Source organism: Balneatrix alpica DSM 16621, from assembly GCF_000619885.1.
Classification (GTDB): Bacteria; Pseudomonadota; Gammaproteobacteria; order Pseudomonadales; family Balneatricaceae; genus Balneatrix; species Balneatrix alpica.
Window position 1 is genome coordinate 83,742 of the sequence record NZ_JHUZ01000011.1, and the last position, 22,731, is coordinate 106,472.

The 22,731-nt window shown below is 55.2% G+C and carries 17 protein-coding genes; 1 reads left to right on the forward strand and 16 read right to left on the reverse strand.

Going from position 1 to position 22,731, the window contains the following annotated elements; genetic code table 11:
- Window positions 1-29: 29 nt before the first annotated feature.
- From Q334_RS0104485 to malE, 6 genes are all read right to left on the reverse strand, one after another.
- The gene (locus Q334_RS0104485; protein WP_027312156.1) at window positions 30-1,658 is read right to left on the reverse strand and encodes an alpha-glucosidase; all 1,629 of its coding nucleotides are present in this window, start codon (window positions 1,656-1,658) and stop codon (window positions 30-32) included.
- A gap of 134 nt (window positions 1,659-1,792) precedes the next feature.
- Window positions 1,793-4,690: an HTH-type transcriptional regulator MalT gene (gene malT, locus Q334_RS0104490; RefSeq protein ID WP_245593659.1), complete on the reverse strand. Its 2,898-nt coding sequence runs from the start codon at window positions 4,688-4,690 to the stop codon at window positions 1,793-1,795.
- Window positions 4,659-6,416: a methyl-accepting chemotaxis protein gene (locus tag Q334_RS18005; RefSeq protein ID WP_035460789.1), complete on the reverse strand. Its 1,758-nt coding sequence runs from the start codon at window positions 6,414-6,416 to the stop codon at window positions 4,659-4,661. The genes malT and Q334_RS18005 overlap by 32 nt, the downstream gene beginning before the upstream one ends.
- A 13-nt stretch (window positions 6,417-6,429) precedes the next feature.
- A complete protein-coding gene (gene malG / locus Q334_RS0104500; protein WP_027312158.1) occupies window positions 6,430-7,320 on the reverse strand; it encodes a maltose ABC transporter permease MalG in 891 nt (296 codons plus the stop codon).
- An 18-nt stretch (window positions 7,321-7,338) separates the two neighbouring features.
- The gene (malF, locus tag Q334_RS0104505; protein WP_081414339.1) at window positions 7,339-8,886 is read right to left on the reverse strand and encodes a maltose ABC transporter permease MalF; all 1,548 of its coding nucleotides are present in this window, start codon (window positions 8,884-8,886) and stop codon (window positions 7,339-7,341) included.
- Window positions 8,887-8,943: 57 nt separating this feature from the next.
- Window positions 8,944-10,131, reverse strand: a complete 1,188-nt coding sequence (gene malE / locus Q334_RS0104510) for a maltose/maltodextrin ABC transporter substrate-binding protein MalE (RefSeq protein WP_027312160.1) — start codon at window positions 10,129-10,131, stop codon at window positions 8,944-8,946.
- A gap of 280 nt (window positions 10,132-10,411) precedes the next feature.
- Between malE and Q334_RS0104515 the strand changes: the two genes are divergently transcribed.
- Window positions 10,412-12,166, forward strand: coding sequence for an alpha-amylase (locus Q334_RS0104515; RefSeq protein ID WP_027312161.1), 1,755 nt, complete (start codon window positions 10,412-10,414; stop codon window positions 12,164-12,166).
- Between the two features lie 96 nt (window positions 12,167-12,262).
- On the opposite strand, the gene rpoS is transcribed toward Q334_RS0104515, so the two are convergent.
- The 10 genes from rpoS to accA form a co-directional block, all read right to left on the reverse strand.
- On the reverse strand, window positions 12,263-13,243 hold the full coding sequence (rpoS, locus tag Q334_RS0104520) for an RNA polymerase sigma factor RpoS (protein ID WP_027312162.1): 981 nt from the start codon (window positions 13,241-13,243) through the stop codon (window positions 12,263-12,265).
- 68 nt (window positions 13,244-13,311) lie between these two features.
- Window positions 13,312-14,109, reverse strand: coding sequence for a peptidoglycan DD-metalloendopeptidase family protein (locus Q334_RS0104525; protein ID WP_027312163.1), 798 nt, complete (start codon window positions 14,107-14,109; stop codon window positions 13,312-13,314).
- Window position 14,110: 1 nt separating this feature from the next.
- Window positions 14,111-15,046, reverse strand: a complete 936-nt coding sequence (locus Q334_RS0104530) for a DUF368 domain-containing protein (RefSeq protein ID WP_027312164.1) — start codon at window positions 15,044-15,046, stop codon at window positions 14,111-14,113.
- A 7-nt stretch (window positions 15,047-15,053) separates the two neighbouring features.
- Window positions 15,054-15,689 carry a protein-L-isoaspartate(D-aspartate) O-methyltransferase gene (locus Q334_RS0104535; RefSeq protein ID WP_081414340.1) on the reverse strand — a complete coding sequence of 212 codons (636 nt, stop codon included), beginning with the start codon at window positions 15,687-15,689 and terminating at the stop codon, window positions 15,054-15,056.
- Between the two features lie 67 nt (window positions 15,690-15,756).
- Window positions 15,757-16,791: a tRNA pseudouridine(13) synthase TruD gene (gene truD / locus Q334_RS0104540; RefSeq protein WP_027312166.1), complete on the reverse strand. Its 1,035-nt coding sequence runs from the start codon at window positions 16,789-16,791 to the stop codon at window positions 15,757-15,759.
- Window positions 16,784-17,071: a cell division protein FtsB gene (gene ftsB, locus Q334_RS0104545; RefSeq protein WP_027312167.1), complete on the reverse strand. Its 288-nt coding sequence runs from the start codon at window positions 17,069-17,071 to the stop codon at window positions 16,784-16,786. The genes truD and ftsB overlap by 8 nt, the downstream gene beginning before the upstream one ends.
- 130 nt (window positions 17,072-17,201) lie before the next feature.
- Window positions 17,202-18,497 (reverse strand): phosphopyruvate hydratase, encoded by a 1,296-nt coding sequence (gene eno / locus Q334_RS0104550; RefSeq protein ID WP_027312168.1) that lies wholly within the window; start codon window positions 18,495-18,497, stop codon window positions 17,202-17,204.
- A 60-nt stretch (window positions 18,498-18,557) separates the two neighbouring features.
- The gene (locus tag Q334_RS0104555) at window positions 18,558-20,186 is read right to left on the reverse strand and encodes a CTP synthase (protein ID WP_027312169.1); all 1,629 of its coding nucleotides are present in this window, start codon (window positions 20,184-20,186) and stop codon (window positions 18,558-18,560) included.
- Window positions 20,187-20,293: 107 nt separating this feature from the next.
- Window positions 20,294-21,610 (reverse strand): tRNA lysidine(34) synthetase TilS, encoded by a 1,317-nt coding sequence (gene tilS / locus Q334_RS18010; protein WP_081414341.1) that lies wholly within the window; start codon window positions 21,608-21,610, stop codon window positions 20,294-20,296.
- 78 nt (window positions 21,611-21,688) lie between these two features.
- Entirely contained in the window at window positions 21,689-22,639 is a 951-nt protein-coding gene (gene accA, locus Q334_RS0104565) for an acetyl-CoA carboxylase carboxyl transferase subunit alpha (protein ID WP_027312170.1), read from the reverse strand.
- Window positions 22,640-22,731: the final 92 nt, after the last annotated feature.

Genomic DNA, 22,731 nt, shown 5'->3' on the forward strand with positions numbered 1-22,731 from the left:
TTCTTATCTTGGCGCCAGGCTAAGGCGTGTTATTCGGCCAGGCTAACAATGGCCACCCCAAATGCAGGCAGGTTAAGCTGCTGTCCCTGCAATTTGCCCGTCACACAGGCCGGCAAATCAGAGAGGTTGCTCACTGCTTGGGTTAACGCCCAAGTCTGTTCCTGCTCGGTAAAGTTCAACGCCACCAGCAAGCGCTGGCCAGCCCCTGCGCGCTGATACAGCAAGCAGCCCTCGGGAGCCGCCAGGAACTGAATACCACCCTGAATCAGGGCGGGCTGTTGACGCCGCCAGGCCAGAAAATCGCGGTAGGCATTTAACACCGAATCCGCCACCTGATCCTGCTGATCCACCGCCAACTCCAGATGTGAACTCACCACTGGCAACCAGGGCTCTGCCTGGGAAAAGCCGGCATGGGGTTGATTAGCCTGCCAAGGCATTGGTGTGCGGCAACCATCCCGCCCTTTAAATTCCGGCCAGAAACGAATGCCGTAGGGATCCACCAGCTGATCAAAGCTCAACTCGGCTTCCGGCAACGCCAACTCCTCTCCCTGATACAGACAAACACTGCCGCGCAGGGTAAGTAATAACTGCATAAAGAGTTTGGCTTGAGCGGGATTCGCCGAGTTCAGTCCCCAGCGGCTCATCACCCGTACCACATCGTGGTTACCGCTTGACCAGCAGGGCCAACCATCCCCCAACCCCGCTTCAATGGTTTCGATGGTATGGCGAATAAAGGCCGGACTGCATTGCTCGGTAAGGAAATCAAAGGAATAAGCCATATGCAGCTTATCGCCCCCAGAGGTGTACTCCGCCATGGTGCGCAGGGAGAAGTCACAACCAATCTCTCCCACCGTGGTACTACCGGGGAACTCATCCATCAGTGCCCGCACTTGCTGCAGGAAGCCGATGTTCTCCGGCTGTGTCTTGTCATAAAGATGGCGTTGATAACCATAAGGATTATCAGGGCGCACACCGATGGCACCACTGCGGATCTCCTCATTGGCCGGATTCGAACGCAACAACTTGTCGTGGAAGAAGAAGTTAGCGGTATCCAAACGGAAACCATCCACCCCTCGCTCCAGCCAGAAGCGCATCACATCCAGCATCGCCTCCACCACCTGCGGGTTATGGAAGTTCAAATCCGGCTGACTGGAGAGAAAGTTATGCAGGTAATACTGCTTGCGACGGCTATCCCAGCTCCAGGCCGAGCCGCCAAACACTGACAACCAGTTATTCGGTGGCGTGCCATCGGCCTGAGGATCGGCCCACACATACCAGTCCGCCTTGGGGTTATCACGACTGCTACGGCTTTGCTCAAACCAGGGATGCTGATCTGAGGTGTGACTCAACACCTGATCAATCACCACCTTCAGGCCACGCTGATGGGCCTGTTGCACCAGGTTATCGAAATCCGCCAGGGTGCCGAACAGGGGGTCAATATCCTTGTAATTGGAAACGTCATAGCCAAAATCGCGCATGGGCGAGGTAAAGATCGGCGAGATCCAGATGGCATCCACGTTCAGCCCGGCGATGTAATCGAGCTTAGCGGTAATACCGGGCAAATCCCCCACACCGTCGTTGTTTGCGTCCATAAAAGAGCGTGGATAGATCTGGTAGATCACCCCACCACGCCACCAGTCAAGGTTAGCCTTATCCATAATAGAACCCAGTTATCATGCTTGTGTGGCGTCATCATGAGCCAGTACGAGGCGCCTCACATCCTCCCGAGCCAAAGCAGGTTTGGGCGTAGGGGGGTGGAGGGCACGGGGGGCGTAGAGGGGCGTAGCAGCCCCTACTCCCCCTGAATTTTACTGAGCAGATCGCGCGCCAGGGCAATCGCCTCGCTGCGCTGAGTGATATTAAGCTTCTGATACAGACTGCGAATATGCGTTTTGATAGTGGTGGCAGCCACCTTGAGATGGTCGGCAATTTGCTCGTTACTGAGCCCGGTGTGGATCAGACTCAACACCTGCCATTCCCGCCGGGTTAAGGGTGAGGTGCGAATCAGCTCCGGTACGTCCGGACGGTTGATAATGTCCTGAATCACCGCCTCATCCAGATTAATTCGAATCGCCCGACTAAAGTCCCGCTGCTGCTGAGCCTGCTGCACCAAACGCTCGGCACGGTGGCGCGCCAGCTCATCCAGGTTGCCCTGCTGCAGCAAGGCTTTGAGCAGCATAATCAAGGGTTTACCCATCCGCAGGAAGCTGCCGAGGGCACCGGTTTGTGAGGCTAACTGCAAGGCTTCGGCCAGGTAGGCCAAGGCCGCTTCACGGCGATCCTGCTGCCAGGCACACTGGGCCTGGTAAATCAGATTGCGATTTTGATCCATCAGCAGCCCCTTTTGCTCAGCTTGGGCCTGAATCTGCTCCAATAGCTGCTGGGCTTCGCTCAATCGTCCCAGGCTTAAACAAGCCCTTACCCGATTGCGGGCATTACACTGGGTAAAGTGATTGACCGCCTCCTCCGCCAAAGGCGGCGCCAGGGTTAACCAATGGGAGATAGCATCCTGATCCTGCACCGCTTCCCAGTAACTCAGCAGGGTGGCATGGGCATTGGCAGTCCAGTCACTGTGATACTCACCGCTGGCCAGCATACGCTGGATTTTCTCCACATAGTCGGCACAGATCGCCTGCTTGCCACGGCTCTGGGCAATCTTGCCCAAGAGGGCATAGTTTTGCAGAAACCAGTGTTCCTCACGCCCTTCCATAATCTCCATCGCCCGCAGGGTGGCCTGCTCGGCGGTATCCAGGTTTTGCCATTCCCACAATACCTGGGCACGAATGCGATAAATAAACTCCAGGATCGGTAAGCGCTGAACCTGATGTTCCTGAGCATAGCTCAGTGCTTTTTCCTGCAGGTTATAGGCTTTTTGCAGGAAGCCTTTGGCGATCTGAATTTCAGATTGCTGAGCCAGGGTCCAGAGCACAATCTGGTGAGCATCCTGGCTGCGGGCCAGCTGCTCGGCTTCCTCCATACGCTGACGTGCTTCCTCCAGCTCACCACGGACAAAGGCCGCTTCCCCCAGCACTGAACAGGCCGCCGTACGTGAAGAACGCATATGCTCTGGTTGTTGTGCCAGGGCGCGGGTAGCGAGTTTGATGGCTTGTTCGGTGTGGCCCTGATTCATCGCCACCTGGGCCCGCACCGCACTGAATTCGGCCTCGATACTCTCCCACTCCTCAGGCGAACAGCGCTGCTTCAAGCTCTGCTCGCCACGTTTGAGGAGTACCTCCACATCATCGAAGTGATACTGGGCCTGCAGGCTCCAGGCCTGCAATAACGTCAAAATAGGGGTGGCAGCGATCTGCTCCGGCGCCAGGGCATCAAGGCAGCCCTGCAGCACTTTAAACTCCGCCTGACGATAAAAGTGCCGCCCCCAGCTCAACAGCAGCTGCAAAATCCGCTCGGAGTCCTGGGCCGCTACCGCATGGCGGGCTGCCTCCTCTGGCACCCCCTGTACCAACCAGGCATCCGCCGCCCGTTGATGCAACCAGCGCAGACGCTCTCCCCCCAGGTGATGCAACTGATGCTGGAGAAAGTTGGCAAAGATCTGCTGGTAGCGGTACCACTGCCGTGCATTATCTAAAGGACGAATAAACAGCCCCAGGCGCTCCACCTGTTCCAGCTGACTCTGGCCAAAACGTCCTTCACTGACCTGACTCACCATGCTGGCATTAAAACGATCCAGCAAACCGGTGCAGAGTAGGAAGTCCCGTAGCTCCTCCCCCAGGCCGGCAAAGGCTTCTTCCTCAAGAAAGTCACGGATATAGCTATTGCCCAGGCTTAACTGCTCGGAAAAGGCATCGAAGCCCGCTTTAGTGGGAGCGCTCTGCACTGCCAATTGCAGTGCCGCCGGCCAGCCCTCAACCCGACGGTTTAGACGCTGAATCTGCTCACGGCTCAACTCATAGGGCAGACGCTGTTGGAAAAACTCCTGCGCCTCCTCATTGCTAAAAGCCAGGGTGGTCGCATCAATCTCCAACAGCTGACCATGCACCCGCAGTTGAGCAATGCCGATCGGCGGCAAGGTACGGCTAGCTATCGCCAAGGTTAAGGCCGGGGGACGATGCTTAAGCAGGAAGCGAATGCTCTGATGAATCGCCTCTGCCTGAATCAGATGGTAGTCATCCAACACCAACAGAACCGGATTACGTAAACCTGCCAGCTCATTGAAGGCATGGGTAAAAAGTTCCTCCAGGCTGGCAAAACGACGCTGGTGTGCCAGCTCCAGGGTAACCGGCAAACCCTGACCACAGGCCTGGTGCAGACTGGAAAGTAAGTAAAGACCAAAGCGCTCAGCGTCATTATCGCTCTGGTCCAGGCTATACCAAGCGACTGGGTGATCCTGTTGGTCAGCCCAGCCCGCCAACAGGGTGGTTTTACCCGAACCCGCCGGCGCCCGCACCAGAATCAGGGCGTGATGCCCCAACTCCGCTTGCAGGATGTCATCAAAGCGGGTCCGCCATAACCAGTCATTGTGCAGTTCCGGCAGCTGAATTTTAGCCGGGATGAGTAACGCTTCAGGCACCCTTTCACTCCAGTTATCCCCAGGGGAGGTCCTGAGTATAGCCCTGTCCGCCGGGTAACTACCACGGGCCTGGGCCTGCAGTGCCTGACCAATAAAACTGGCGCTGGGCGAGACGGCTTCCGTCTGCCTAGGCCAAACGGAAGCGCCTGGCTTGTTCACGGAGTAACTCCACTCGTTGGGCCAACTGTTGGCCTTCGCTTAGGTAACTTTGCGCCTGCTGACGGATTCCGCCGATGCGCTCGCTCAGGTTGTGGATACTGTGGTCAATGTTATTAGCAGCCTGTTGTTGCTCGCGGGAGCCCTGGGCAATGGCCTGGTTGCCTTCACTAATGCGGGCTACCGCGGCACTGATATGAGCCAACGCCTCGCTGGCCTGTTCCGCCTGAGTTCGCCCCTGTAACGCCAACTTGCGACTGCTATTAATGGCTTCGGCCGCTGCTTGGGCATCCTGTTGCAGACTCTGCACCATCTGCTGGATTTCCTCGGTGGAGCCTCCCGTACGCTGAGCCAGGCCACGCACCTCATCAGCCACCACGGCAAAGCCACGCCCCTGCTCACCGGCTCTGGCGGCTTCAATCGCCGCATTGAGGGCCAACAGGTTGGTTTGCTCGGAAATACCGCGAATCACATCCAGCACCGAACCGATCGACTGGGAGCGCTGCGCCAGGCGCTGCATCACTTCGCTGGCGGCATCCACCTGGGCCGCCATATTGAGCATCGCTTCCACACTGGCACGAATAATCGCCGCCCCCTGCTCAGTCGCGCTGCTGGCCTGCTCGGCACTCGCCAGGCAATGCTGGCCCTGATCGGCGATCACCTGGGAGGTAGCACTGAGTTGACCACTGGCGCTGGCGACCTGCTCGACTTCAGCATCCTGGGCCTGAACCAGCTGACCTATCCGCTCCCCCGCCGCCACACTGTGACGGGCGCCCTCACCCAGCTCCTCGGCCAGCCGCTGCAAGGTCTCAATGATGCTGGCAAAGCTGTCCTGCATTTGATTAAACGCCCCCGCCATTTGCCCCAGCTCATCCCGCCGCGATACCGGCATGCGCAGGCCCAGGTGTTGCTCGGCACTACTGCGCTGTAACACCGCAGCGAAGGCTCGCAGCGGCTGCATCACCATCCGATTCAGCAAGGCTCCCAAGGCGAGTGCCAGAACCAGAGCGATCACTCCCGCTGCCACGAGCCAGCCCAATCCTTGCTGCAGCAGAGTGCGCACCTGCAAACTCAGCTGAGCCACCTGCTCACTGGCCTGCAGGGCCTGCTGCAAACGTTGGTCGAGGCGCTGGCGCGCCTGTTCCGCCTCTTGCCCAAGGCGCTCACGCAGGCTGAGCAGTTGTTGCTGCATCAACTGCGCCTGCTCCCTCGCCCCGGTCAACAGGGAGGCCCCCAGAGAAGAGCCCTTGCGGGAGAACTCCAGCGCCTTAGGCATCATCTGCTGATACTGACTCAAGGGCTGCGCCAGCGTCTGCAGATCAGCCGCCAATTCAGGCTGCAACAGGGCCTGTTGCCACTCCTGTTGCAAGGCAGCGAGCTGCGCATTACCCGCCTCTTCCGACTCCAGCAAGCTGGTCAGGCCGGCATCCAGATGCAGTGCCAACATGGTGGACAAACGGGTTTGCAGTGACTGCACCAAGGCTAACTGCCCCTGCAATTGCTGCTGGCGTTGCAACGCCTGGGTCTGCTCACCTAGCGCCTGCTGCTGCAGCATGACCTGGCGCTCCTGACTCTGGGCTGCGGCGCCAATGCTGTGCTGCAACCCGCCCTGGCTCAGCAACAGCAGCAGGATCAACAAGACAAAGACCAGGCTCAGGCCCCAGATTTTGGCGGCGAGGGAAGCCCTGACCTGCTGCCTGGGCAGCAAGCCGAATTGAGCGGATGACATAGGGGGAACTCCGTTAGCCTTTGACACCACCAGCGGTCAAACCACTGACTATCCACTTCTGGCAGTAGAGGAATATCAACGTAATCGGCAAACCAGAGAGCACCGCCGCCGCGGCAAAGTCGCCCCAGAGATAATTCTGTTTATAGAGATATTGCTTGGCTCCCACCGCCAGGGTGAGCTTGTCGACATCGTGGAGCAGCACCGATGCGATCGGGTACTCGGTGATGGTACCGATAAAGGCCAGGATAAAGACCACCGCCAGAATCGGCACCGACAGGGGTAGCAGTATGTAGAGGAAAGCCTGCCAGGTGGTGGCGCCATCGACAATCGCCGCCTCCTCCAACGAACCATCGATGCTTTCAAAGTACCCCTTGATGGTCCAGATATGCAGGGCTACTCCCCCCAGAGAGGCCAACACCAGAGCACCATGGGTATTCACCCCCAACCAGCTGACATACTGCCCCAGCTGATCAAACAGGGCATAGATCGCCACCAGCGACAACACCGGCGGAAACATCTGAAAGATCAGCATGCCATTAAGCAGCAGGCTTTTACGGGCAAAACGCATGCGGGCAAACGCATAGGCCGCCGTGGTGGAGAGCAGCAGAATAAAGACCGAGGAGATAAAGGCGACCTTCACCGAGTTCCACAACCATAACAGCACTGGAAAAGGTGGCTGGGCTACGCTGCCATCGGCATAGGTATAGGGAAAGCCCAGCGCCAACGCCCAGTGCTCCAAGGATGGATTCTCCGGCAGCAGGCTGCCGGTGGCGAAGTTACCGGTGCGAAAGGAGATGGAAATCACCATCAACAACGGAAACAGAATCAAGGCGATAAACCCGAGCAGGCCCAGGTGGGATAGCCAGACCCGATACTTCACAGAGCGGGGTTGTACCATTGCCATCTTATTGAGACTCCCTGGTTAAACTTGGACTTTGCTGATTTTCAGATTAAGCAGCGCCAAGGCGCCCACTAACAGGAAAATCAGGGTGGAAATCGCCGCCGCTAAGCCAAAGTCCTGGCCGGAATCCTGGAAGGCAATGCGATAGGTGTAACTCACCAGCAAATCCGTCATGCCGGCGGGGGTGGTCGCGCCGATAATGTCGGGACTGCCTTCGGTCAGCAGGGCAATCAAGACAAAGTTATTGAAGTTGTAGGCAAAGCTGGCGATCAGCAACGGCGTCAGCGGTTTGATAATCAACGGCAGGGTAATCTTGAACAGATTATCCAGCGGGCCGGCGCCATCCATCGCCGAGGCTTCATACAAATCCTGTGGGATCGCCTGCAACAGCCCCATGCACAACAGCATCATGTAGGGATAACCGAGCCAGGTGTTGACGATGATAATCATGCTACGGGCCAGGGTCGGGTCACTAAACCAGTCAGGGCGCAGGCCAAACAACCCCGATAGCAGCATGTTGATCTCGCCAAAGTTCTGATTGAACAAGCCCTTGAATACCAGAATGGAAATAAAAGCAGGTACGGCATAGGGCAGAATCAACATCACCCGATAGAAGCCTTTGCCACGGATCAGCTCCCACTGCATCAAACTGGCCAGGGTCAGCCCCACCGCCAAGGTGAAGAGTACCGTCAGGGTGGAGAACATCAGGGTCCAGACAAAAATCTGCAAAAAAGGCTCGCGAATACTGGTATCCGTCACCACTTTGACAAAGTTACGCCAGCCCACATTGACGGCAAAGCCCGGCGCCACCGTGCTGCCATCTGCCTTCTGGTAAAAACCCAACTCGAAGTTAGGGCTGAGTACCTCACCGGTCTGCTGATTTTGCAGACGACCATCCTCCAGCAGGGTATAAAGCGCTGAGACCTCGGCAAAACTGCGCAGGCCATTCATCTGCAGCTGACGCTCAGCCAACTGCAATCGCAGACTCTGGAGTTCTTTTTTACGGGCGATGATATCGCGGATCGCCAGAGGAGCCTGGGGTTGCAGGCTGCTTTGCTGTAGCTGCAAAGTGAGGGGGGCCTCTGTTTCCAACGGCAGCTTAAAGGTCGGGCTTTGATAACGCTGGCCATCCACATCGCTCAGTACCAGCTGATAGTGCTCACCCTGCTGATAGAGTTCAAAGCCCAGACTGGCGCCCTGGGTGTAAGTTTGGCTCAGGTGATATTTTTGTACGCGCTCCAGATCCAGCAGGTTACTGGCACTGTAGTTGGTAAAGCCGATACCGATGGTGTACAGCAGCGGGAAGATAATAAACACCAACATCCCGGCAATCGCCGGAAAGACATAGCGGTGTGCATAGAGCTTTGGATGCACAAACACCCAGGTTGCTCCACCTACCACTACCAACACCAGCACGGCAAAGGCCAACTGCTGCTGGGCATACAGCGCCACCACCAGATAGAGGGCAAATAGGTTAACCAGCGCCAGGCTGAGCATTTTGGTCACTGAACGGGCAGGCGCTTGTAAGCGGGCCGGCAGTAAGGAAAAGGGATTCAGGGTCGCAATCATGGCAGCTAATCAGGTGAAGGCAAACAACAAGGGGAGCCCGGGGCTCCCCCACCAGCATTAGCGGGCAATCCGCTTCGCGGCATCCTGCAGCGCATCTTCCACTGACTGACGGCCACTGGTCAGGTTTTTCAAGGCCGGCTCCATGGCTGCCCAGAACGCGCCCATTTCAGGAACGTTCGGCATTAACTGCCCGGCCTCAGCATTGGCAAAGGTGGCGGCAATATTGGCGTCTGCGGCTAACTCCTGCATGAATTCTTTATGCGCCACCGCCCCCAGGGGAACGTTGTCGTTAATGGTTTTCAAACCATCCAGGGTCAACATGTACTTTTCGATAAACTCCACTGCCAAGTCTTTGTTAGGACTGGACGCGTTTAACGCCGCTGCCAGTACCCCGGTAAAGGCCTGTCCTGGCTTGCCATTAATAGAGGGGATCGGCGCGACACCGAAGTTAATGCCGCTCTTCTTCAGGTTACTCCAGGCCCAGGGGCCGTTGATCACCATTGCCACCTCACCCTTATTGATCGCCGCATCCATCACGCCATAATCAGCGCCCTTGGGCATCACCCCCTCTTCAATCAAGCGCGACAGCATCTGTGCTCCCTGCAACGCACCTTCATTGGCGACGCCGGTATCTTTCACGTCATAGCCGCTATCGGTTTGCTTGAAAGCATAGCCACCATTGGCAGAGAGCAGGCCCCAGCTGAAGTAGGTATTGTTGTAATCCCACAGGATGGCACTCTTGCCCTGGGCTTTCAGGGTTTGGTCGAGGGCAAAAATATCTTCAAACGAACTGGGCGGAGTGCTGATCAGGTCTTTGTTATAAATCAGACCCACCGCCTCCACTGCGATCGGATAACCATAGGTTTTACCGTTGATACTCACCGCATCCCAAGTAAAGTCGGCGACGGCACTTTTTACCTCAGCACTGGGTTCAACCGGGGAGATCAGACCACTGGCCACCCACTCACCAAAACGGTCATGGGCCCAGATAAAGATGTCAGGACCATTGCCAGTGGCGGCGGCCTGCTGGAACTTATCGGTGACCTTGTCGGGGTGCTCAACTTGCACAGGGATACCGGTTTCTGCGGTGAACTTCTCACCCACTTTGGCCAGGCCGTCATAACCCTTGTCACCACCAATCCAGATCACCAGCTTGCCTTCTTCAATAGCAGCCTGTGCCTGAGTGGCAAAACCCATTCCTAACATCACGCCTAGCGCCAAGGGCGCAAGTACCATCTTCTTCATTGCATCAAGCCTCTGCGTTGTTCTTTTGTTGAGGTGTACAGGATGCTTTGTCCCGTGATAGCGATGATCACTAAAGGCGTCTGCCCAAGCATCCTCCCCTGCCGCAGGGGATGGGGCGTAACCCCTGGGGCGTAGGGGGAGGAGTAAAACCCTACCCAATTGCGCCTGCCACAACGCCTGACTCTGTGTTTGACTGAGGCCGTTAGCAGCCAGCCTAAGGCTTCTTAATCCATTTACCCAAGCCATTTTTAACCCGACTCTAGCCATCACAGGAGACAGTATGCCCACGCCCTTTCCCCGCCTGACTCTGTGCAGCTTACTGCTTTGCCTACCCGGAATCAGCTTTGCTCTTGATCCCGCCTGTCAGCCCTGGCAAGGCGAGCAACTGCGTATCGAGGTGGCCGACACCTTTGCCGAAGGCAGTTGGGTCAGAGACTTTTACTCCGGCCAGCGCCTGCAGGTCAATCAAGGGGCAGTCAGCCTGGTGCCCTCCGCCAGCGGCATCGTACTACTGGAGCAGGATAGTCCCCCCGCCCCCTGGTTCGACTGGCGTAATGCCAGTGTCTATTTTGTGATGACAGACCGCTTTTATAACGGCAATCCTGACAACGATCAGAGCTATGGCCGCCGTGGCGATGGACAACAGGAAATCGGCACCTTTCATGGCGGCGACCTGGCTGGCTTAACCGCCAAACTCGATTATTTGCAGAGCCTTGGCATCCAGGCACTGTGGATCAGCTCACCGCTGGAACAAATCCATGGCTGGGTGGGGGGTGGCGATAAGGGGAACTTCCCCCACTATGCTTACCATGGCTACTACCCCCTCGACTTTACCCGCCTGGATGCCAATATGGGCCAGCCCGATGAGCTGCGTGCGCTGGTAGAGGGTGCCCATCAGCGCGGTATCCGCGTGCTCTTCGATGTGGTGATGAACCACAGTGGCTATGCCACGCTGGCGGACATGCAAAGCTTCAATATTGGTGGCTTACGTAAAGGAATGGAAAAGTATCTGCCCCCACGCTGGAGTGACTGGCAGCCTGAGCCCTGGGACAACTGGCATGGCTATCACGCTCTTATAGATTACGACCATCCGAATTGGCAACGCTGGTGGGGCAAAGACTGGGTACGGGCTGGTATTGCCGATTACGACACCCCGCCCAGCATCGGGGTGGATGAGTTGCAAGGCTCCCTCAGCTTTTTACCTGACTTTAAAACAGAGAGCCCTCAGCCGGTCGCATTGCCGGCATTTTTGCAGCACAAAGAGGACAGCGCAGCCAAACCCCTGGCAGACGCCCGGGTACGGGACTACCTCATTCACTGGTTAAGCCAATGGGTTCGAGACTATGGCTTGGATGGCTTTCGCGTCGACACCGCCCGTCATGTGGAGCTAAGCAGCTGGCAAGCCCTTAAACAACAAGCCAGTCAGGCAAAAGAAGAAGCCAAGGACGGCTTAGCCGGCCCCTTCTGGATGGTGGGCGAAGTCTTTGGCGCCGGCCCCGAGCAAAACGCCTATCATCAACATGGCTTTGATGCGCTGATTAACTTTGAGTTTCAAGCTAAGGCCCTCGCCGCCAGCCACTGTTTGGCCGAACTGGACTCCCTCTATCAGGACTATGCCCAGCGCTTTGCCTCAGGCCATAACGCTTTAAGCTATGCATCCTCCCACGATACTCAACTTTTTACCCAAGCCAGCCAGGGAGACCTAAAGCTACAACAGGGCTTAGCCAACGCCCTGCTGCTCAGCCCCGGTGCCGTACAGATTTATTACGGCGATGAGAGTGCACGCCTGTTCGGTGCCACCGGCTCGGATCCCTACCAGGGCACACGTTCCGACATGAACTGGGATGACTTACAGCAACCCGCCTACCAGGCCCTGCTACAACACTGGCAACGCCTGGGGCAATTCCGGCAACGCCACCCGGCTATTGGTGCTGGTCAACACCGCCGCCTGAGCCAGGTGCCCTATGTCTTTAGCCGTGAACTAACAGAAGACGGCCGGCAGGACAAAGTCATCATTGCCTGGTTAAAGCGTTAAGGACATTGGCTGTTTAATGGGGCAACAGCTGCCCCGGTCCAGAAACGACTACGCCCCCAACAGGGGGCGTAGAGCACAAATGGCTAAGCATGTAGCCTAGTTAAACAGGTCCTCACCGGAGAGACCTTGGCGCTCAACGATATCTCTCAACTTGCGCAGCGCTTCAACCTGGATTTGTCGCACCCGCTCGCGGGTTAAGCCAATTTCTTTACCGACTTCTTCCAGCGTGCTCATCTCATAACCACGCAGCCCAAAACGCCGAGCCAGGACTTCACTCTGCTTTTCCGGTAACAGGGATAACCAGTCTTCAATCGAGCCATTTAAATCCTGCTGTTGCAGCCAGGACTCAGGATCAGCCGCCTCTTGATCAGCCAGGGTCTCCAACAGAGGCTTATCCGAATCTGGAGCCAGGGTGGTATCCACCGAGGTAACCTTTTCATTCAAGCCCAGCATTCGCTCTACGTCCTCAACCGGACGCTCCAGCTTAATGGCAATTTCTTCGGCGGTAGGCTCATGGTCCAGTTGGTGAGCAAGCTCCCGCGCCGTACGCAGGTAGATGTTAAGCTCTTTGACCACATGGATAGGTAAGCGAATAGTGCGGGTCTGATTCATAATTGCCCGTTCGATTGTTTGCCGTATCCACCAGGTTGCATAAGTGGAAAAACGAAAACCTCGTTCGGGATCAAACTTCTCGACTGCACGAATCAGGCCTAAGTTGCCTTCTTCGATCAAGTCCAATAAGGAGAGGCCGCGATTCAAATAGCGCCGGGCAATTTTCACCACTAAGCGCAAATTGGATTCAATCATGCGCTTACGTGAAGCTTCATCGCCCCGTAAGGCTCGGCGGGCAAAATACACTTCCTCTTCTGCCGTTAGCAGCGGAGCAAAGCCTATTTCATTCAGATACAGCTGGGTAGCATCCAACTGACGTTTATGATTACGGGAGGCACTGAGTTCAGGCGGTAAACCTAAACCGGTATATTCCTCTTCTTCCGTTTCTTCAGCTTGTTCTGTTAGAGCTTCCAACTCAAATTCTTGGACGTCCATCATGTCCATCTCCAGATCTTTTTCGATCATGGGCTGTCACCTAAGTGTTGTTATTATTATGGCCAGCTTGTTCTTAGCGCTTGAGCTTTTATGCTCCTTTAACGTCTGGGCAAATACTGCAGCGGATTCACTGGCTGCCCATCGCGTCTGATCTCGAAATACAGCTTGCCTTGTCCTGCTTCGGCTTGCCCCATTTCGGCGATCTGTTGTCCCGCTTTCACCTGCTGCTGTTCTTTGACCAGTATGCGGTGATTGTGAGCGTAAGCGCTAAGGAACTCCTGATTATGGTTGATAATCACCAAATTAACATAACCACGCAGGCCATTACCAGCGTAAACCACCACCCCATCGGCAGCTGCTTTCACTGGATCCCCTTGTTTACCTGCAATATTTATACCCTTATCGCTATTACGATTTGGTGAAAAAGTATTCAAGACTTTTCCCGATGCAGGCCATTGCCACTGCACACTACCAGTCGCCACAGGTGTGCTCGACTTCGCCGCAGTTTTACGACTACTGCTTGTATTGGCTGCCTCCTGGCGTGAGCTCGCTGCTTTACTGTTCGTGTTAGCAGTCGTGGTGGCTCGGCTAGCGGTGCGACTCGCCGGGGCATTTGCCCCTCCCTGGTGCAGTTGCAAACGCTGACCGGCATAGATGGTATAAGAAGGCGCTTTAATGCCGTTGACTTGCGCTAACTGGCGATAGTCCAGGCCATAACGATAAGCAATAGAAAAAAGCGTTTCACCTTTTGCTACCACATGTTCACGCGCCTGGATAATTTCCACCTTACGCTGGGGCGTTGCCCCGAGATCCTGAACCGGGGCTTGAAAGCTAGAGGTTGAACACCCCTGCAACAATGCCAATCCGCCACCCACCAGCATCAACTGCCAACGCATCTTAATGCACTCGCTTGTTCGCCACCCAGGCGATGATCACTACCACCAACATTCCCACTGCAAATGCGAGGGAAACCTGCCCAAACATCGCCACCTGCCCTGTCATGCTTTCATACACACCAGGCAGCACATTGTCCTGCAGCAAGGGCAAGGATTGCCCATGCTCATCAATACGATAAACCCGCGTCACTTTCCACGGCCAAACCTTACCTAACGCCCCCAGCATAAAGCCTGTCAGCATCGCTAAAGTCACAGCGCGATGGGTATGCAATAACCAATGTAATAATCGAGAAAAAGCTAATAGCCCAACAATACAACCTGCAGCAAAAACCATCAGCGTGTCTAATTGCAGTTGTTTAACCGCATGAATAACAGGTTGATAAAGCCCCAGCAATAACAGTAAAAAGCTCCCGGATATGCCAGGCAAAATCATGGCGCAAATCGCAATAGCACCACCAATAAATAGTGTGACAGGCGTTGCCTCCAAATGAATGGCAATACCCTGAGTAGCCAACCAGCCAATAAGAATACCGAGTAATAGTCCGGCATAGGTATCCCGTTGCCAATGCGAGACCTGACGACTGACCAACCAACTGGAGGCCAACACCAAGCCCATAAAGAAACTCCAAAGAATGGCGGGATAATGCTCTAGCACCCAGCTAATCCCTTTTGCCAAGGTAAACACGCTGGTTAAGATGCCGGCTAATAGGGTCAAGAGAAACGTTAAATTAGCTTCTTGCCAGGTTGCACGCCAACCCTGCTTAGGTAATGACCAAAGTAAGCGTGGATGAAGATTTCTCAGAGTGAGAATAAGCTCATCATAAATACCAGAAATAAATGCAATCGTGCCGCCGGATACGCCGGGGACAATATCTGCTGCCCCCATTGCCATCCCTTTGACAAATAGCAGCAGACGCTGAGTCCAGGTTGAGATCATGGTTTAACTAACGTTGTAAGCCTTTAACCAGAGGCACGAAACGCACGGCCTCCAACACTTCTTCCTGTATTTGCCCATCGACCTTGGTGTAACGATGCAACACCTGAGCCTCTTGCGGCCCTAGTGGAATCACCAGGCGCCCTCCCTCGGCCAGTTGTTCAAACAACTCTGGCGGAACGCGCTCAGGAGAGGCCGTCACCAAAATACCATCGTAGGGTCCCTTATCCGGCCAACCCATACCGCCATCTGCATGACGCAAAAAGACGTTATAAATCTTCAGTGCATTGAGACGGTGACGGGCACGATCATGGAGCGGACGAATGCGCTCCAGACTATATACATGCTCTACCAATTGCGCCAGCACCGCCGTTTGATAGCCAGAGCCGGTGCCTATTTCCAGCACTTTACCTAAGCGCCGTCCTTCGACTAAGCGCTCAGTCATGCGAGCAACAACATATGGCTGAGAGATCGTCTGCTGATAGCCTATTGGCAAAGCAGTATCCTCATAAGCGCGGTGAGCCAGGGCCTCGTCGACAAAGAAATGGCGTGGCAGGGTGCGGATCGCATCTAACACTTCCCAATTGCGAATATCCTGCTCAATCAAGCGGGTTACCATACGCTCACGGGTGCGTGCCGACGTCATACCTATACCGTCCAGCTGATGCTCTATCACAGGCTCATTCTCACCTCTTCTGTTGCTGCCCTAAGGATTATGCAAGAAAGGGCTGCTGCTGCACAGTGCAGAGTTCACGGATCACCGCAGTAGCAAAGCTGCCACGGGCCAAACTGAAGCTCATTGACAGGCTATCCGCGTCCAGTTGCCAGCTTAATTGCTGAGGAATACTCACCAGCGCACGCCGCTCCTGTTTCAAGCCTGCATCCAGCAGTCCCTGTAACCAAGCTGAATATTGCTGGCAAATGGCGGTCTCTAAGGCGAAAACCGCCCCCTCACTTTGACTATTACCACTACCAGGCAAGGGTGCGGTGGGATAAATATCAAGCTGCTGATTACGACTAATCACACTGTCATCTAACTCAGCAACAGCAAAAATACTTTGGGTACCGGCCAGCATGGCCACATCACCTACTTGCAACTGCTGCCAACTACCCTGGCGCACTCGCTCAGCCAAAATCTGATTAAACAAGTAACTACGCACAGCGGAGAGTACCAGCCCACGCTTATGTCGCGATAAGCGGGTTAACTCACCGGCAAACAGGGGGGTTGCCAGGCTAAGGTTGTATCCATCCCGGCCAAAGCGCTGCTCGCCAAAATAATTAGGCACGCCATGCTGTAATTGAGCCAAACGCTGCTGCAAAGTTGAGAGGTCACCCTGTAACTCGCGTAAGCAGATGTGGAAACGATTACCTTTGTGCACGCCTCGCTTCAGTTTGCGCGGGTGACGATGTTGGCGCAGCACCTTTAATTCAGGCCGCTCAAGTAGTGCTAACTCAGGATCGGCTTTACCAGGCAGGTGCAGGCTAAACCACTGCCGGGTGACGGCGTGCTTATCTTTTAAACCAGAGAAGCCGATGGCATGAAAAGGCAAATGTGCCCATTTCCCCAGGCATTTGACTACTTCATCAGTGTTCAAGCCGGTTTTTTCGATATACAACCAAAGATGCTCGCCCTGACCTTCAGGCTCAAAGTCGAGCCATTCTTCGACCACAAAATCAGCAGCACTGGATTTTAACTGTGCCTGGGCACAGGGCCCTCCCCAGGCATAAGGCCAATTTAAATCAATCATGAGGGGGGCTGGGTTCCACTAAGAGAAAATAGGTTTCATCCTGGCGCACCATCCCTAGCTCACTACGGGCACGCTCTTCAATCGCTGCCATCCCTTGTTTAAGATCGGCGACCTCTGCTTCCAGCAGACGATTACGCTGTGCCAAGCGTTCATTGAGCGCTTGTTGCTCGGCAATTGCTTGCTGCAACTGCCAATTGGCAGTCAGGCCACCTTCACCCCACCAGAGGCGATACTGCAACCCTGCCAAAATAACTAACACCACCAACAAAACTTTATTCATAGCGCTGGATTCACGACTGGGTGACCAGGGACAAAAGGGGGAGCCACGCTCCCCCTTTGATTCATCCGCTAGCTCACACTAGCAGGATAAGTATGACCAAATACGGTCAGAACTTGTGGATCCGTCAAACTTACGCCTGACCTTTGATCTCAACACGCCCACGGTATACCGCTTTGCTACCTAGCTCTTCCTCGATCCGCAGCAGGCGGTTGTACTTAGCCACACGGTCTGAGCGGCACAGAGAGCCAGTTTTGATTTGACCTGCCGCTGTTCCCACCGCCAAGTCAGCAATAGTGGTATCTTCGGTTTCACCAGAGCGATGCGAAATCACCGCGGTGTAGCCAGCATCCTTGGCCATTTTGATCGCATCCAAGGTCTCAGACAGCGAACCAATCTGGTTGAACTTGATCAGAATGGAGTTACCGATACCCTTTTCGATTCCTTCTTTCAGGATCTTGGTATTAGTCACAAACAGGTCATCGCCCACCAACTGTACACGCTCACCCGCCAGTTTGGTCAGGGTTGCCCAGCCGGCCCAATCAGACTCATCCATACCGTCTTCGATGGAAACGATGGGATACTTCTGGCTCAGCTCATTCAGGTAGGCCGCAAAACCAGCAGAGTCAAATACCTTGCCCTCGCCAGCCAAGTTGTACTGGCCTTCCTTATAGAACTCGGAAGAGGCGCAATCCAGTGCCAGGGTGACATCTTCACCCAGCTTGTAGCCCGCACGCGCGATCGCTTCCTGGATCACCACCAGAGCCTCCTCGTTGGAACCCAGGTTAGGCGCAAAGCCACCTTCATCACCAACGGCGGTATTCAGACCACGCTCTGACAATACCTTTTTCAGCGAGTGGAAAATCTCTGCTCCACAGCGCAGGGCCTCAGCAAAGCTACTCACGCCGACAGGCTGAACCATAAACTCTTGGATATCGACGTTATTATCCGCGTGCTCACCACCATTGAGGATGTTCATCATCGGCACCGGCATGGAGAACTGACCAGGAGTGCCATTGATTTCAGCAATGTGTTGATACAGAGGAATCTTTTTCGCTACCGCAGCGGCCTTCGCACAAGCCAGAGATACTGCCAGAATAGCGTTCGCACCCAGCTTGGATTTGTTCTCAGTACCATCCAGCGCCAACATAATGTTGTCGATTTCACGCTGGTTAGTCGCATCTTTACCCAGCAGGGCCTGACGGATTTCCGTGTTTACGGCAGCAACGGCCTTTAACACCCCTTTGCCCAGGTAACGGCTTTTATCACCATCACGCAGCTCCAGGGCTTCACGGGAACCAGTTGAGGCTCCAGAGGGGGCGCAAGCGCTACCAAAAGCCCCACAGGCCAGCACTACATCGGCCTCAACGGTGGGGTTGCCACGGGAATCCAGTACTTCGCGGGCTTTGATGTCAACGATTTGGGACATACCAATCTTTGCTCCGTTTAGAGTCGTTATTCGCTTGCACCCCAGGGTGCAAACCCTTACTTACTGCTTACCAGCCTGGCGCAGTGCAGCTTGGATAAAGCCAGTGAAGAGCGGGTGACCATCACGGGGGGTCGAAGTAAATTCCGGGTGGAATTGACAGGCGACAAACCAGGGATGATCAGGCACTTCAACCACTTCAACCAAGGCACCGTCCATTGAACGGCCAGTGATTTGCAGACCAGCTTGGGTCAGGTCTTCCAGGTATCCGTTGTTAAATTCGTAGCGATGACGGTGACGCTCAATAATCACCTCATTGCCATAGCAGGCTTGCACACGTGAGTCAGCGGACAGGCGACATTCCTGTGCACCTAAGCGCATGGTGCCACCCAGGTCTGATGTCTCGGTACGCTTGACGACATCACCTTCAGGGGTGGTCCATTCCGTGATCAAAGCGATCACCGGGTTCTCACACTGGCGCTGAAACTCTGTACTGTTAGCGTTGTTCAAGCCTGCCACGTTACGGGCATATTCGATCACCGCTACCTGCATACCCAGGCAAATGCCCAGGTAAGGAATCTTGTTAGTGCGGGCATATTCGACGGTTTTGATCTTACCTTCGACGCCACGCTCACCAAAGCCCCCCGGAACCAGAATCGCCGCCACGTCCTTCAGGCAATCGGTGCCTTCCCGCTCGACCTGTTCGGAGTCCACATAGCGGATGTTGACCTTGGTGTTGGTATGCAGACCCGCGTGCTTAATCGCTTCAATCAGCGACTTGTAAGCATCCAGCAGATCCATGTACTTGCCCACCATAGCGATAGTCACTTCGCCGGCAGGTTTCTGCTCACGCTCAACCACCCAATCCCACTCACGCAGATCTGCAGCCTCTGCCTGTAAGCGGAACTTGTCCACCACGATTTGATCCAGCCCCTGCTCATGCAGCATGCGTGGAATCGCGTAGATACTCTTCGCATCTGGCAGACTAATGACCGCACGTTCTTCCACGTTGGTGAAGAGGGCAATCTTGCGACGCTCAGGCGCCTGAATAGACACTTCTGAACGGCATACCAGGATATCGGGCTGAATACCGATAGAACGAAGTTCTTTAACCGAGTGCTGAGTCGGCTTGGTTTTGGTTTCACCTGCCGTAGCAATGTAGGGCACCAGGGTCAGGTGCATAAACAGCGCCCGCTCACTGCCTAACTCCACCCGCAGCTGACGAACAGCCTCAAGGAAGGGCAGCGACTCGATATCCCCCACCGTACCGCCGATTTCCACCAAGGCCACGTCCGCGCCCTGGGCGCCTTCGACCACTCGACGTTTAATTTCATCGGTAATATGGGGAATCACCTGTACGGTACCACCCAGGTAATCACCACGACGCTCTTTGCGCAGCACGTGCTCATAGACACGGCCTGTGGTGAAGTTATTGTTCTGGGTCATCCGGGTGCGGATAAAGCGCTCATAGTGGCCAAGATCGAGATCAGTCTCCGCACCGTCATCGGTAACGAAAACTTCCCCGTGCTGGAAGGGACTCATGGTCCCGGGATCCACGTTGATGTATGGATCCAGTTTCAGCATGGTCACCTTGAGACCCCGGGCTTCCAGAATCGCGGCCAAAGAGGCGGAGGCAATGCCTTTCCCCAATGAGGACACGACGCCGCCCGTGACGAAAATATAGCGCGTCATTGAAAACCTGTAGCTTGCGTTTTTTGGGAATAGAGGAAGACGACGATGTCATCAAGATGGGCTGTCAGCTTACCAGAAAGGCTTCGCCCCAACAACGCAAGATCACATCAATCTCCATTCCAATTCACATCCAGACACTGCCAATGCAACCACCAACCCGGCTGTTGGGCCTGGGCCTGCCATCCCTGTGCTAAACGCTGGCCTACTGCCACCAGGGTTTCATCGCAATATAACAGCGGCACCTGAGCCCGTCGCCAAGGCGGAATCCCCTGGCTTTGCAGGAAGTGTTTGACGCTGACAGGGTGCTGACACCCCACCGGCTGCCAAGTCTCCCCCCCCTGACGAAAGCGAATCTGCCACTGCCCAGGCTGCTGCCTGACCCCCCGCCCCTGACAACTCTCTGCCAGCAGACGCCCACCAGGCCAGGACTGCATAAGCTCTGGCTGCCAGGTAAAAGGAGCTGGAGCAACCAGACTGCTAGTCTCCAGCAAAAAAATACCCTGGCGATAGCGCTTCAGGCTGGCACCAGGCCAGTCCAGGCTGGGGCAACGCTCCTCCGCTGCCGCCAGCCAAGACGGCAAATTTGCTAACACCCGCTCAGGGGGCGGCAACATAGCACGCTGGCGACATAGATAACGCAACAGATTATGCTGACGACGGCATGACAGCGTCATAAAGCCCGCTTTATCCAGCGCCAACCCAGAGGCCAGTTGCTGATAATCCTGCTCTGCCACCTCATCCAGCAACGCCTGACTTTCGCGGCAGGCCAGGGCACTGCGCCCCGTGCGCTGCAACAAATCTGGCCAGCGTTGACGCAGCAACGGCACCACCTGATGGCGCAAATAGTTACGATCAAATACCTCACTGGCATTGCTGGGATCTTCACACCAGCTCAGCCCCCAGGTTTGAGCATAAACCTCTAACTGTTTTCTACTGAGGTGCAACAGGGGACGATATAACTGGGCCCTAGCCAGCGAACGCTGCTCCGGCATACCAGCCAGCCCCTGCGGTCCACTGCCACGTAACCAGCGTAATAATTGGGTTTCCAGCTGATCATCGGCATGTTGCGCCAACCATAACTCATCCCCGCCGCGCAGGTTTTCCGCAAAGCATTGATAACGGGCTTGCCGAGCTGCCGCCTCCACGCCCTGGCCATCCTTCTTTACTTCAACCCGAAAAGCACGATAGAGCACCCCAAGCGCTGCGCACTGTTGCGCCAGCTGACTTTGCCAAGCATCTGCCTGGGATTGCAGCTGATGATTGACATACCAGGCCTCAAGGTTAGGCAAATGTCCCTGCTGCTTAAGACGCCAAGCCAGGTGCAGCAGCACGCTGGAATCGAGTCCGCCGCTCAGAGCAATAATAATGCGCTGCAGAGGCAGTTGTTGTAGTCGCCGCTGTTGCTGTACCAACCAAGTATTCATTGCACAGATAAGACAGATCGAAGCCAAGAGGACAAAAAAGGCCGGGTGAGATGCCCGGCCTTTTTCCTGTCGCGGTGATTATTCACCGACACCAAAGCTCATTAAACGCTCGTAACGCTGCTCCAGTAACTCATCCTGGCTCAGCCCACGTAACTGCTCAAGATTCTCTTTCAGCGCCAGCTTCAAACTAGCCGCCATCATCTGCGGATTACGATGAGCACCACCCAGCGGCTCACCAATCACCTGATCAACGAAGCCCAGCTCCTCCAAACGACGCGCAGTCATCCCCATCGACTTGGCTGCTTCAGAAGCCTTCTCTGCGCTCTTCCACAGGATAGAAGCACAGCCTTCCGGGGAAATAACCGAATACACCGAGTACTGCAGCATCAACAGACGATCGCATACACCAATCGCCAGCGCACCGCCCGAACCACCTTCACCAATGACAGTGGCAATAATGGGGGTTTGCAGACGTGACATCACCGCCAAGTTAAAAGCAATCGCTTCACTCTGCCCCCGCTTTTCGGCGTCGATGCCAGGGTAAGCTCCTGGGGTATCAATAAAGGTCAAAATCGGCATCTTGAAGCGCTCGGCCATCTGCATTAGACGCAGAGCCTTGCGATAGCCTTCAGGGCGCGGCATACCAAAGTTACGCCGTACTTTCTCTTTTACTTCCCGGCCTTTTTGATGGCCAATGATCATCACCGGTTCATCATCCAAACGCGCGACCCCACCCACGATGGCCGCATCATCGGAAAAGTGACGATCACCATGCAGCTCATCAAAATCAGTAAAGACATGCTTGATGTAATCCAGCGTGTAGGGACGCTGAGGATGACGAGACAGCTGGACAACCTGCCAATCACTGAGATTCGCAAAAACCTGCTCAGTCAGTTTGGCATTCTTTTCTTCCAGCTTGGTGACTTCCTCACTGAGGTTGAAGTCGTTACTGCTGACCAGACGCAGCTCATCAATCTTGGCCTGTAGGTCTGCAATAGGTTGTTCAAAATCGAGATAGTTCGGGTTCATTGCTCGCTTCCGCTCGTATTGCCCGCAGTTATAGTGCCCTAAAGTGTACAGGGCTCCGGGCGTAGGGGGCCTAGCCTAACTGGGTGCTTACC

Bases quoted from the DNA above. Each gene is read 5' to 3' on its own strand.
- rpoS (WP_027312162.1), bottom strand. From the start codon at position 13,243: ATGATCGAAAAAGATCTGGAGATGGACATGATGGACGTCCAAGAATTT.
- Q334_RS0104515 (WP_027312161.1), top strand. From the start codon at position 10,412: ATGCCCACGCCCTTTCCCCGCCTGACTCTGTGCAGCTTACTGCTTTGC.
- Q334_RS0104530 (WP_027312164.1), bottom strand. From the start codon at position 15,046: ATGATCTCAACCTGGACTCAGCGTCTGCTGCTATTTGTCAAAGGGATG.
- Q334_RS0104485 (WP_027312156.1), bottom strand. From the start codon at position 1,658: ATGGATAAGGCTAACCTTGACTGGTGGCGTGGTGGGGTGATCTACCAG.
- Q334_RS0104525 (WP_027312163.1), bottom strand. From the start codon at position 14,109: ATGCGTTGGCAGTTGATGCTGGTGGGTGGCGGATTGGCATTGTTGCAG.
- malG (WP_027312158.1), bottom strand. From the start codon at position 7,320: ATGGCAATGGTACAACCCCGCTCTGTGAAGTATCGGGTCTGGCTATCC.
- Q334_RS0104535 (WP_081414340.1), bottom strand. From the start codon at position 15,689: ATGACGTCGGCACGCACCCGTGAGCGTATGGTAACCCGCTTGATTGAG.
- malE (WP_027312160.1), bottom strand. From the start codon at position 10,131: ATGAAGAAGATGGTACTTGCGCCCTTGGCGCTAGGCGTGATGTTAGGA.
- eno (WP_027312168.1), bottom strand. From the start codon at position 18,497: ATGTCCCAAATCGTTGACATCAAAGCCCGCGAAGTACTGGATTCCCGT.
- ftsB (WP_027312167.1), bottom strand. From the start codon at position 17,071: ATGAATAAAGTTTTGTTGGTGGTGTTAGTTATTTTGGCAGGGTTGCAG.
- accA (WP_027312170.1), bottom strand. From the start codon at position 22,639: ATGAACCCGAACTATCTCGATTTTGAACAACCTATTGCAGACCTACAG.
- Q334_RS18005 (WP_035460789.1), bottom strand. From the start codon at position 6,416: ATGTCATCCGCTCAATTCGGCTTGCTGCCCAGGCAGCAGGTCAGGGCT.
- Q334_RS0104555 (WP_027312169.1), bottom strand. From the start codon at position 20,186: ATGACGCGCTATATTTTCGTCACGGGCGGCGTCGTGTCCTCATTGGGG.
- truD (WP_027312166.1), bottom strand. From the start codon at position 16,791: ATGATTGATTTAAATTGGCCTTATGCCTGGGGAGGGCCCTGTGCCCAG.
- malF (WP_081414339.1), bottom strand. From the start codon at position 8,886: ATGATTGCGACCCTGAATCCCTTTTCCTTACTGCCGGCCCGCTTACAA.
- tilS (WP_081414341.1), bottom strand. From the start codon at position 21,610: ATGAATACTTGGTTGGTACAGCAACAGCGGCGACTACAACAACTGCCT.